11 protein-coding genes are annotated in these 11,400 nt (G+C 64.0%); 2 read left to right on the top strand and 9 right to left on the bottom strand.

Annotated features, from left to right (window positions below; all coding sequences use genetic code 11):
• The first annotated feature begins 150 nt into the window (after positions 1-150).
• Positions 151-1,218: a GGDEF domain-containing protein gene (locus QQL28_RS25120; protein WP_284269614.1), complete on the top strand. Its 1,068-nt coding sequence runs from the start codon at positions 151-153 to the stop codon at positions 1,216-1,218.
• A gap of 69 nt (positions 1,219-1,287) precedes the next feature.
• Here the strand turns inward: QQL28_RS25120 and QQL28_RS25115 are convergent, their stop codons facing one another.
• From QQL28_RS25115 to QQL28_RS25075, 9 genes are all read right to left on the bottom strand, one after another.
• Positions 1,288-1,716 carry a TfoX/Sxy family protein gene (locus tag QQL28_RS25115; protein ID WP_284269612.1) on the bottom strand — a complete coding sequence of 143 codons (429 nt, stop codon included), beginning with the start codon at positions 1,714-1,716 and terminating at the stop codon, positions 1,288-1,290.
• 160 nt (positions 1,717-1,876) lie between these two features.
• Positions 1,877-2,287: a HesB/IscA family protein gene (locus tag QQL28_RS25110; RefSeq protein WP_284269775.1), complete on the bottom strand. Its 411-nt coding sequence runs from the start codon at positions 2,285-2,287 to the stop codon at positions 1,877-1,879.
• Positions 2,288-2,335: 48 nt separating this feature from the next.
• Positions 2,336-2,707 (bottom strand): SUF system Fe-S cluster assembly protein, encoded by a 372-nt coding sequence (locus tag QQL28_RS25105; RefSeq protein ID WP_188108363.1) that lies wholly within the window; start codon positions 2,705-2,707, stop codon positions 2,336-2,338.
• The gene (locus QQL28_RS25100) at positions 2,704-3,951 is read right to left on the bottom strand and encodes a cysteine desulfurase (RefSeq protein ID WP_284269608.1); all 1,248 of its coding nucleotides are present in this window, start codon (positions 3,949-3,951) and stop codon (positions 2,704-2,706) included. The genes QQL28_RS25105 and QQL28_RS25100 overlap by 4 nt, the downstream gene beginning before the upstream one ends.
• Complete coding sequence (sufD, locus tag QQL28_RS25095; RefSeq protein ID WP_284269606.1) at positions 3,948-5,255, bottom strand: Fe-S cluster assembly protein SufD; 1,308 nt, start codon at positions 5,253-5,255, stop codon at positions 3,948-3,950. Before sufD ends, QQL28_RS25100 begins: the two co-directional genes overlap by 4 nt.
• An 11-nt stretch (positions 5,256-5,266) precedes the next feature.
• Positions 5,267-6,019 carry a Fe-S cluster assembly ATPase SufC gene (gene sufC / locus QQL28_RS25090; protein WP_284269604.1) on the bottom strand — a complete coding sequence of 251 codons (753 nt, stop codon included), beginning with the start codon at positions 6,017-6,019 and terminating at the stop codon, positions 5,267-5,269.
• A 132-nt stretch (positions 6,020-6,151) separates the two neighbouring features.
• On the bottom strand, positions 6,152-7,648 hold the full coding sequence (gene sufB, locus QQL28_RS25085) for a Fe-S cluster assembly protein SufB (RefSeq protein WP_284269602.1): 1,497 nt from the start codon (positions 7,646-7,648) through the stop codon (positions 6,152-6,154).
• A 113-nt stretch (positions 7,649-7,761) separates the two neighbouring features.
• Positions 7,762-8,901: a cysteine desulfurase family protein gene (locus QQL28_RS25080; RefSeq protein ID WP_284269599.1), complete on the bottom strand. Its 1,140-nt coding sequence runs from the start codon at positions 8,899-8,901 to the stop codon at positions 7,762-7,764.
• A 52-nt stretch (positions 8,902-8,953) separates the two neighbouring features.
• Entirely contained in the window at positions 8,954-10,147 is a 1,194-nt protein-coding gene (locus QQL28_RS25075) for an acyltransferase family protein (RefSeq protein ID WP_284269597.1), read from the bottom strand.
• 44 nt (positions 10,148-10,191) lie between these two features.
• Between QQL28_RS25075 and QQL28_RS25070 the strand changes: the two genes are divergently transcribed.
• Positions 10,192-11,139 carry a LytTR family DNA-binding domain-containing protein gene (locus QQL28_RS25070; protein ID WP_284269595.1) on the top strand — a complete coding sequence of 316 codons (948 nt, stop codon included), beginning with the start codon at positions 10,192-10,194 and terminating at the stop codon, positions 11,137-11,139.
• The last annotated feature ends 261 nt before the right edge of the window (positions 11,140-11,400 follow it).

Genomic DNA, 11,400 nt, shown 5'->3' with positions numbered 1-11,400 from the left:
CGCTGCACGCTTTGCGCGAACGGCCCTTTGGATTCGGATCTTGCTCTGGGAACGGCCGTTTACCGGCCGTTCAGAATCGTCCTTTAGCTTCACGCCATAATTTAAGCATTGCTGTAGTCGGCGGCGCACCGGCTGCTTTGGGGATGTTCTGTGGTCAAGGTACTCGACGAACACGAACGCACGATGGCGTTCGCCGAGGTGGCTCTCGGTCAGATCCGATCGCTGAGGCAGACCGCAATTCCCCGCAACTACGAGATCTGGTACGTCTACGCCACCGGCTACAACGCCCCGCTGAACAAGATCATCAACGAGACGCTGGCACGCAACGGCAAGCTGACCGAAGCCGATCTCGAACAGATTTACGAGACCTACCTCTCCCACATCAAGACCACCGACCGCATCGACAAGGTCGGCGCGCGCGTCATCGGCGAGATCGACGACGTGATGAAGGTGCTGACCGAAGCGCTCAGCATGTCCGCCTCCTATGACGCGAGCCTGTCGGCCGCCACCGAAAGGCTGTCGACGGCCGAGAACCGCGACCAGATCAAGGCGATCGTGGAGACGCTGCTCCGTGCGACGCGCGACATGCGCGAGACCAACAAGGCGCTGGAGGACCGGCTGACCTTGTCCACGAACGAGATCAGCAATCTCCAGCAGAGCCTCGAGGCGATTCGCGCCGAGAGCCTCACCGATCCCCTCACCGGCCTCGGCAACCGCAAATATTTCGACCGCATGATCGGCATGGCCGTGCAGAACGCGCTCGCAAGCGGCGAGCCGCTGTCGCTGCTGCTGTTCGACATCGACCACTTCAAGTCGTTCAACGATTCCTACGGCCACCTCACCGGCGACCAGGTGCTGCGGCTCGTCGGCCTGTCGCTGAAGCAGACCATCAAGGGCCAGGACATCACCGCGCGCTACGGTGGCGAGGAGTTCGCGGTGGTGCTGCCCAACACCGCGCTGCGCCAGGCGCTCACGGTCGCCGACCACATCCGCCGCGCGGTGATGGCGAAGGAACTGAAGAAGAAATCGACCGGCGAGATCCTGGGCCGCGTCACGATCTCGGTCGGCGTCTCCATGCTGAAGCCGACCGACGACACGGACTCCCTGATCGAGCGTGCAGACGCCTGTCTCTACGCCGCCAAGCGCAGCGGCCGCAACCGCGTGATCTGCGAGGCCGATCCGGAATACAGCGTCGAGAGGCGCGGCCAGGTGGCTTGAGGCCACATTCACCGTCGTCATTCCGGGCTCGCGCCAAGAGGCGCGCTCCGGAATGACAGACCTGAGAGACTACGCCTTCCGCTTGGTGCGCTTACGACGAGCGGCCTTCTTGGCTGGCTCTTTCACCTGCGCCTTCTTCGCAGGCTTTGCAGCCTTCTTCTTCGCCTTCGGCCGCTTCTTCACCTTGGCGCGCTGGGCGGCGGCGAGCGCGGCCCTCGCCCACTCGGCAAGCTCCTCTGAATCGTCGAACAGGCGCGCCGGCAATTGCCAGTAGGAACTCACCGTCACCGTCTTGGCACGGGTCTGGTACTGGAAGGGCCCCGAGCCCTCGGCCTCATAGCTCGGGATCGTCACGTCATCGGCGCGGAAGAACAGCCCGGCGCGCAGGGCCAACGCGAAATTGGTGCCGTCGGCGGAGATGCCGTAGCCGGAAAACATGCGGCGGATGGTGACGGGGCCGAAATCGGCGAACAGGTCGATCAGGAATTCGCGGTCCATGCGCACCTCTCGTGCCCCGGACGCAGCGCAGCGTAAAACGATGCGCTGCTGAGCCGGGGCCTAGCCGTCTTGCGCTGGCGATCATAGCGTGGGTCCCGGCTCTGCACAGCAGCGCAAGGGCGCTGCAGCGCGTCCGGGACACGAGAGTGTTGGGAAGGCGTTACCCCTCGACCTTCGCCGGTCGCAGCTCGACCGACTCGCCGCAGCCGCAGGCGGAGATCTGGTTGGGGTTGTTGAAGACGAACTGGGCCTGCATCTTGTCGGCCTTGTAGTCCATCTCGGTGCCGAGCAGGAACAGCACGGCCTTGGGGTCGACCAGGATCTTGACGCCCTTGTCCTCCACGACCTCGTCGGTCGGGCGGATCTCGTGGGCGTATTCGACGGTGTAGGACTGGCCGGCGCAGCCGCCGTTCTTCACACCGACCCGCAGGCCGACGATCTCCGAGTCCGCACGCTGCGTCAGCTCGGTAATGCGCTGCGCGGCAGCATCCGTCAGCCGCATCACCTGCGGGCGCGGGCGCCGCGGCTTCGGAGAGGATGCTGGTGTCGAGCCTGACGATATTTGGGTCATGTCAGTCATGTGGTCCGTTGCGGAGCGAATTCAATGCCAGATGTGGTGTCACCACATGTTGAGCACGAGGCGGGCCTCGTCGCTCATGCGTTCCGGTGACCAGGCCGGCTCCCAGACGACCTTGACGTCAACCACGCCGACGCCGGGGACGCTGGCAACCGCGTTCTCTACCATGGTCGGCAGCTCGCCGGCGGCCGGGCAGTTCGGCGTCGTCAGCGTCATCTGGACGTCGACGGAGCGGTCGTCCTTGATCTCGACCTTGTAGATCAGGCCGAGCTCGTAGATGTCGGCCGGGATCTCCGGATCGAACACGGTCTTGAGCCCTGCGATGATCTCGCGCGTCAGACGCTCGGTCTCCTCCGGCGGCAGCGCCGAATGCGTTTCCATCGGATTGGCTTTGATTTCGGCCGTGTCACTCATGCGAACAAATCCCGCGCCTTCAAAAGCGCCTGTGCCAGATGGTCGACTTCGTCCCTTGTATTATACATGCCGAAGGATGCCCGGCACGTCGCGGTCACGTTGAACCGCTCTAAAAGCGGCATCACGCAGTGGGTGCCGGCGCGCACCGCGATGCCCTGGCGGTCGATCACGGTGGCGACGTCATGGGCGTGCGCGCCCTTCAGCTCGAAGGAGATCACCGGGCCCTTGCCGCGCGCCGTGCCGATCAGCCGCAGTGAGTTGATCTCGCGCAGGCGGTCCTGGGCATAGGTGAGGAGATCATGCTCGTGCGCGGCAATGCGCTCCTTGCCGATCGAGTTGACATAGTCGATGGCCGCGCCAAGTCCGACCGCCTCGACGATCGCGGGCGTGCCCGCCTCGAACTTGTGCGGGGGATCGCCATAGGTGACGATATCGCGAGAGACCTCGCGGATCATCTCGCCGCCGCCATTGTAGGGACGCATCGCGACCAGATGGTCGTATTTGGCCCAGAGCACGCCGATGCCGGTCGGCCCGTACACCTTGTGGCCGGTGAAGACGTAGAAGTCGCAGCCGATGTCCTGCACGTCGACCGGCAGATGCACGGCGCCCTGGCTGCCGTCGACCAGCACGGGAATGCCGCGGGCGTGCGCGATTTTCACGACGTCCTTGACCGGCACGATGGTGCCGAGCGCGTTCGACATCTGCGTGATCGCGACCAGCTTGGTCTTCGACGTCAAAAGCTTCTCGAACTCGTCGATCAGGAAATTGCCCTCATCGTCGACCGGCGCCCATTTGATCACCGCGCCATGGCGTTCCCTGAGGAAATGCCAGGGCACGATATTGGAGTGGTGCTCCATGATCGAGATGACGATCTCGTCGCCCTCTTTGATGTTGGGCTCACCCCAGGACGAGGCGACGAGGTTGATCGCCTCGGTCGCGTTGCGGGTGAAGATCACTTCCTCAGGTCGCGGGGCGTTGATGAACTGCGCCGCCTTGGCGCGGCCGCCCTCGTAAGCTTCGGTCGCGGCATTGGCGAGGTAGTGCAGGCCGCGATGCACATTGGCATATTCGCTCGTATAGGCCTGCGTCATGCGGTCGAGCACGGACCGCGGCTTCTGCGCCGAGGCCGCGTTGTCGAGATAGACCAGCGGCTTGCCGTAGACCTGCATCGCCAGCGCCGGAAAATCCTGGCGCACCCGCGCGACGTCATAAGAACCGTTCAGGACCGCCGGATGCGTGCTCATGACCGCCGCTCCAGCCAACGCTCGGCAATGCCGATCACGTGCTCACGCAAATCATCATCGGCGATCTGCTCGATCGCCTCGCCGACGAAAGCCTGGATCAGCAGCGCCTGGGCGTCCTTCTCGGGCAAGCCGCGGGCGCGCAGATAGAACAGGAGGCTGTCGTCCAGCGCGCCGGCGGTGGCGCCGTGGCCGCAGGAGACGTCGTCGGCAAAGATCTCGAGCTCCGGCTTGTTGTCGGCCTCGGCCTCGTCCGAAAGCAGCAACGCCCGCGTCATCATCTTGCCGTCGGTCTTCTGCGCGTCGGGACGGACGATGATGCGACCCTGGAACACCGAATGCGCGCGATCATCGATCACGGCGCGGAAGATCTCGCGGCTTGTGCAATGGGGCAGAGCATGGTCGACGACCAGCGTCGTATCGCCATGCTCGGTCTTCTTCAAAAGGTTCACGCCGTTGACCGCGAGCTCGCTGCCCTCGCCTGCCAGGGTAATGAAGCCCTGGAGGCGGCTCACTGCGCCGCCCGTCGTCATGTTGAAGAAGTTCAGCTTGGTGTTGGCGCCGACCGTCACGATCTCGGAGGTGATGTTCACGGCATCAGGCGCATCGTCCATCAGGCGGATATGCGCGACATCGGCGTTATCGCCGATCGTGACAAGCACGGCGTCGTTGACCTGGTAGGCCGCAGCACCAGCCGCGACAAAGCTCTCGATGATGGTGGCGCGGACACCCTTCCCGATCCGCAACTGCGAGCGGGTGAAGGCGGATGCAGACGCTGCGGTCGCGACATGGATGATCTGGATGGGAGCGGAAAGCTGCGCGCCGTCCGCGATCGACACCACAACGCCGTCGGTCGCCATTGCCGCGTTCAGCGAGATCATCGCGTCCGTCGAGGCCGTCGCGAGCAGGTCACCGGACTGCTTCTCCAGCGTTTCGCGCAGTGTCGTGAAGCCGATCTCGGATGCGAGCGCCTTCACGTCGGAGAGATCGGCCGCGAACACGCCATCGACCAGCACCAGCTTGCCGGCGCCGGCGAAGGCATGCGCCTTTACGGCTTCGGCCGCGCGAGACAGCGCTGCGGCGCCGGGGGCGGCCGCGAGCGGCAGCACCTCGCCGACGAGGGCGCGCAGGTCAGTGTATTTCCATTCCTCGATCCGGCGGTGCGGCAGGCCGAGACGCTCATAGGTCTCGAAGGCCTGGCGGCGCACTGCTGCCACCGCGGGCGAACCGGGCAGTCGGCCTTCGGCGCTGGTGAAGAGATCGCTCACCGCGCGGCCGTCCCCGGTCTTGACCAAAGCAACGTTCATCGCAAAATCCCTTACGCCGCGTCCTCGAACTGGGCGTAGCCGGACTCCTCCAGCTCCAGCGCCAGTTGCTTGTCGCCGCTCTTCACGACGCGGCCGCGTGACATCACGTGCACGAAATCCGGCACGATGTAGTTCAGGAGGCGCTGATAGTGGGTGATCACCACCATCGCGCGCTTGGGCGAGCGCAGCGCGTTGACGCCGTCGGCGGCAATCCGCAGCGCGTCGATGTCGAGGCCGGAATCCATCTCGTCGAGGATGCACAGGCTCGGCTCGAACAGCGCCATCTGGAGCACCTCGTTGCGCTTCTTCTCGCCGCCGGAGAAGCCAACATTGACGCCGCGCTTGAGCATGTCCTGCGGGATGTTCAGCGATTTCGAGACCTCGCGGACCTTCCTCAGGAAATCCGGCGTCGAATACTCATCCTCGCCGCGCGCCTTGCGCTGCGCGTTCAGCGCCGTGCGCAGGAAGTTCATGGTGGCGACGCCGGGAATCTCGACCGGATATTGGAACGCCAGGAACACGCCCTTGGCGGCACGCTCTTCCGGGTCCATCTCCAGGAGATCCTCGCCCTTGAACAGGATCTGGCCGTCGGTCACTTCATAGCCGGGCTTGCCGGCGATGACGTGAGAGAGCGTCGACTTGCCGGAGCCGTTCGGCCCCATGATCGCGTGCACCTCGCCTTCGTTCACGGTCAGCGTCAGCCCATGGAGGATCTCACGCTCCTCTACACGAACCTTCAGGTCTTTCACTTCAAGCAAAGCCATTATTTTGTTCCATCTATCCCCTCGTCCTGAGGAGCACCGCCAGGCGCGTCTCGAAGGATGAGGCCAACAATCTTTCCGATCTCCATCCTTCGAGACGGCCGCTTACGCGGCCTCCTCAGGATGAGGCCGGGGTTAACCGACCGACCCTTCAAGCGAGATCGAGATCAGCTTCTGCGCTTCCACCGCGAACTCCATCGGGAGCTGCTGGAGCACGTCCTTCACGAAGCCGTTGACGACGAGGCCGACGGCTTCCTCTTGGCTCAGTCCGCGCTGGATGCAGTAGAACAGCACGTCCTCGGAGATTTTTGAGGTCGTCGCCTCGTGCTCGAAAGTCGCCGAGGAGTTCTTTGCCTCGATGTAAGGCACGGTGTGCGCGCCGCATTTGTCGCCGATGAGCAGCGAATCGCAGGCGGTGAAGTTGCGCGCGCCGGTCGCCTTGCGATGCGCGGTGACGAGACCGCGATACGTGTTCTGCGACTTGCCGGCGGCGATGCCCTTGGAAATGATCCGGCTCGACGTGTTCTTGCCGAGATGGATCATCTTGGTGCCGCTATCGACCTGCTGGAAACCGTTCGAGATCGCGATCGAGTAGAACTCGCCGCTCGAATTGTCGCCGCGCAGGATGCAGCTCGGATATTTCCAGGTGATGGCCGAGCCGGTCTCGACCTGGGTCCAGGAGATCTTGGAATTGTTGCCGCGGCAGTCGCCACGCTTGGTGACGAAATTGTAGATGCCGCCCTTGCCCTCGGAGTTGCCCGGATACCAGTTCTGCACCGTCGAATATTTGATCTCGGCGTCATCGAGCGCGACGAGCTCGACCACGGCGGCGTGGAGCTGGTTCTCGTCGCGCTGCGGAGCGGTGCAGCCTTCGAGATAGGAGACGTAGGAGCCCTTGTCGGCGATGATCAGCGTGCGCTCGAACTGGCCGGTGTTGCGCTCGTTGATGCGGAAGTAGGTCGACAGCTCCATCGGGCAGCGCACGCCCGGCGGCACGTAGACGAACGAGCCGTCGGAGAACACCGCCGAGTTCAGCGTCGCGTAGAAATTGTCTGATGTCGGCACGACGGAGCCGAGATATTTCTGCACCAGCTCGGGATGCTCGCGGATCGCTTCCGAGATCGGCATGAAGATCACGCCGGCCTTCTTCAGCTCGGCCTTGAAGGTGGTCGCAACGGACACCGAGTCGAAGACCGCGTCGACCGCGATCTTGCGCCGGGCCGGATCTTCCTCGCCGGGCTTGGGCTCGACGCCTTCGAGCATCGCGACTTCCCGCAAGGGAATGCCGAGCTTCTCGTAGGTCTTCAGAATCTCCGGATCGATCTCATCGAGCGAGGAGACCGACTTCTTCGGCTTCGGCGCCGCGTAATAATAGATGTCCTGGAAGTCGATCTTGGGATACTCGACGCGCGCCCAGGCCGGCTCGGTCATGGTCAGCCAACGGCGATAGGCCTCGAGCCGCCACTGGAGCATCCAGGCGGGCTCGTTCTTCTTCCCGGAGATGAATTTTACGATGTCTTCCGACAGACCCTTCGGGGCCTTCTCGGAGTCGATCAGGGTCTCAAACCCATAACGATACTGGTCGACGTCGATGCGCTTCACGCGCTCGACCGTCTCTTGTACGGCTGGCATTCCATCCTCCGCTCGCGGTTTCAAGGACCGCGGTGGATCAAACTCGAACGACTATTACGATGTTTCTGTGCGGAAAGCACGTGCTTAGAACCGTTCAAGCCGTGTTTCGTCGCTTATCCCTTAAGTAGGTTATTACCGAGCTTTCGCCAAGCCTCAAGGGTGCGATTGATGTCCGCCTCCTGCGTGGACCAGCCCAGACTGAGGCGCACCGCTCCCTGGGCGGTTTTGGGGTCGAATCCCATGGCCGAGAGCACGTGGGACGGCTGTACTTTCCCCGACGAACAGGCCGAACCTGAGGACACAGCGATGCCCTCGAGATCGAAGCCGATTACGGCGGTTTCGGCCTTCAACCCCGGCGCCGTAAACAGGGTGGTATTCGGTAACCGCCCAGCTTCTTGCGAGAAAATCGTCGTGCCCGGCACGGCGCGCAGCCCGTTTTCCAAGCGATTCCGGAGGCTTCGGACGCGCTCCGCATCCTCCGCCAGAGCCTGAACGGCCGCCGACACCGCCGCGCCGAAGCCGGCAATGCCGGCAACATTCTCGGTTCCTGCACGGCGGCCGAGTTCCTGCCCGCCACCACGCAGCACCGGTTCGAGCCCCGTCACGCCCTCGGCAGCCACAAGCGCGCCGATACCCTTGGGGCCGCCGATCTTGTGTGCAGAGAGGGTGGCAAGATCAACGCCTACCTCCTTGATATCAAAAGGCATCTTGCCAAACGCCTGGATCGCGTCGACGTGGAGGAGCCCGCCTGCTTCGTGGGCGATCCGGGCTGCCTCCGCTATCGGCTGAAGCGCGCCGGTCTCATTGTTGGCGGCCATGATCGACACCAGCGCCGGCGGCCCGGAACCGAGCAGCGCCTTGAGGTGGTCGAGATCGACGGCGCCCGACCTCGTCACCCGGATCTGGCTGACGGCGTCGGCCGAAAACCTCCCACCTGCCAGCACGGAGGCGTGCTCGACGGCGGACACCAGAAGCCGCGCCACCGGCCCACCAGACGGCCCCTTGAGACCCGGCGACAGCGCCAGCGCGTTGGCCTCGGTTCCCGACGAGGTGAAGACGACGTTCCGCGGCAGGCCACCAACCGCACCCGCCAGCGCGGCACGCGCCGCCTCGAGCAGCCGCCGCGCCTCCCGCCCCTCGGCGTGGACCGAGGACGGATTGCCGACGAGATCATAGGCGGCGACCATCGCCGCTCGCGCCTCGGGACGCAGCGGCGTGGTCGCATTCCAGTCGAGATAGACGCGGATCGGCATGCCGCCCTCTTAGCACCTTTTGCCATCGCGCCAATCGGAACCGCCTGCCACATCAGGCTGGCTGCTGCTGCGCCATCCCGGCCGGACGGCGGGACGGCGTCCGCAATCCGAACAGCGGCCTCAGCCAGGCGATGCGTCGCACGATTTCATAGGTGACCACACATGTGAGCGCGGTGCCGACGATGACGATGGGGGCCTCGATCCCGGCCGGCAGGCCGCTGTCACGCAATCCATGCGCGATCACGATGATCGCGGTCTGATGCACGATGTAGTACGGGAAGATTGCGTCCGCGAGGTAGCGCCGCACAGGTCCGTCGGCGGTGACGTAGCGGCGTGCAAAGCCGAGCACTGCAGCCATTGCGAGCCATTGATAGCAACCATAGGCGATGCTCGCGCACCTCCTCAGCAGCGGCGACGGCGCGAGCAGGCCTGCGAACAGCAGCATGAAGATGAGGAAGCAAGCGGCTGCGAGTGCCAGCGCGGCCCAGCGCTGGCGCTCGATCTCGGACCAGACGCTACGCTGCTTCGCCAGCAGGAAGCCGATCAGGAACGCCGTCGCATAGTCCGCGTGGTTGTACCAGTCGCCAAACAGTGCGTGTGTGGAGGGAAAGGCGGGGAACAGGAACAGGCGCCAGGCCGCGAAGAGCAGACACGGCAGGATCAGGAGCCCGGGCCCAGTGAGCACAATAGCCAGCTTCGCACCGAGCCAATCGGCCAGGGCCGGCCGCAGCCAGAGCACGGCGGCCAGCGCGATCGTGTAGACCCACAGATAAACCACGAACCAGAGATGGTTCCAGGTCGGCTGGACGATGCAGGGATTTGGACAGAACTGCGCACCGAAGGCGAGATAGTGATGGACGTAGAAGTCGACGAAGCCCTCGGGATAGCCGAGGCTCTCGACGATCTGGAGGTAGGACTGCGGCGGCACGATCACCAGCATGCCGAAGATCAGGGGGATCAGGAGCCGCGCCGACCGTGCGCCGACGAATGCGCCGAGCCGATATTTCCCCAGCATGAAACGGGTGGCGACACCCGAGACCAGGAACAACAGCGACAACCGCCAGGGATTGAGGACCAGCATAAGCGGCTCGAGCCAGGTCAGCCTGTGCGTGCTCTTGATGTGAAATCCCCAGGACACGTAGAGCATGCCGACGTGGTAGAAGATCAGAAGCCCGAAGGCGCTAATCCGGACCCAGTCCAGATCGATGCGCCGTTCCGAGGTCGAGAGTCGCTGCGGTGTTGACATGGTTTTCTGCTCCTTGACGGCACGCCAAGCACGGTTCTTTGGCCATGGCTGACACCGAAAATGCCCCACGAGCAGAGCGCGTCGAGCCGGTTTGGGACCAGGACCGCAACACGCGGGATGAGGGGTCGCGTCCTGGGACGAGCGGTGGGCTTTTTGGGATCAGCACCGGCGACTGGACGATGTTCGGCGCGATCGCAGCCGTCGCGTTCGCGATCGGAATCGTGAATGCGCTCTCCGGCGCGCAGGATGCCGCCTGGCGCGGCGACAGTTATGATGTCGGCCGGCGGCTGTTCTGGGAGATGTCGAGCATCGCCGTCGTCCTGCTGACCGTCCCGCTCCTTGTGCTCGCCGTCCGGCGCATGCACCGGAGCTCGGGGCTCGTCGTCCGGTTGGGGATCGCAGCGCTCGCGCTGCTCGGCTTCTCGACCCTCCACATCACCGGCATGGTCTGGATCAGGAAGTTCGTGCTCTGGCTCGCCGGAGGCGCCTACGATTTCCACCTCTCGTTTGCGACGATCTCCTACGAGTTTCGCAAGGATGTCGTGGCTGCCCTCCTGATCGGGGGAACGATCTGGCTGTTCGAGAGCCGGCGCGAGCTGAAAAGGGCCGCATTGGCTGCCAAAGCTGCCGACCCGCGCCAGCCGCCTGTCCCCGATCTGATCTGGCTGCGGGACGGCACCAGCCGTGTTCGCCTCGCGCCGCGCGACATTATCTGGGTCGCCTCCGCCGGCAACTACATCGAGTACAGCCTTACCGACGGCAGTCAGCACCTGATCCGGGGTACGCTCGCGATGGCCGAAAGCGAGCTTTCGCGCTTCGCCATCGTTCGCGTTCATCGGACGAAGCTTGCCAATCTCGATCGGGTGAGCGGGGTGGACCTGAAACCCTCAGGGGATTTCGAACTCACCTTCGACAACGGGCAAACACTCCAGGGCAGCCGACGCTACCGGCCGGCGGTTGCCTCGCTCGGAGGTCGCACGGCGCCTATGTGAATCGCTCCGGGGCTATCCGACAATCGATAAATCGACGTTATTCCAATTACTTAACCGAGGAAGCTGACCGCAACGCCGGTTTTCGTCGCGGATTTGCGCGATCATGGCGGCGACACCGCCGCGTGAGGCGGGGCGCTCATGACGCCGCGATGATCAGCTAAGCTCTTGAGCGCATTGCGAGATGTTGAAGAAGCTTGCTTTTTGACCCTCAGCCTATGTTAGAACGCGCGCGTCAAGTCACCGTGCGCCACTCGCGCATCA

It is taken from the genome of Bradyrhizobium iriomotense (assembly GCF_030160715.1).
GTDB lineage: Bacteria > Pseudomonadota > Alphaproteobacteria > Rhizobiales > Xanthobacteraceae > Bradyrhizobium > Bradyrhizobium iriomotense.
The sequence above is the reverse complement of the archived record's forward strand: the minus strand, read 5'-3'. Positions and strand labels throughout refer to the sequence as shown.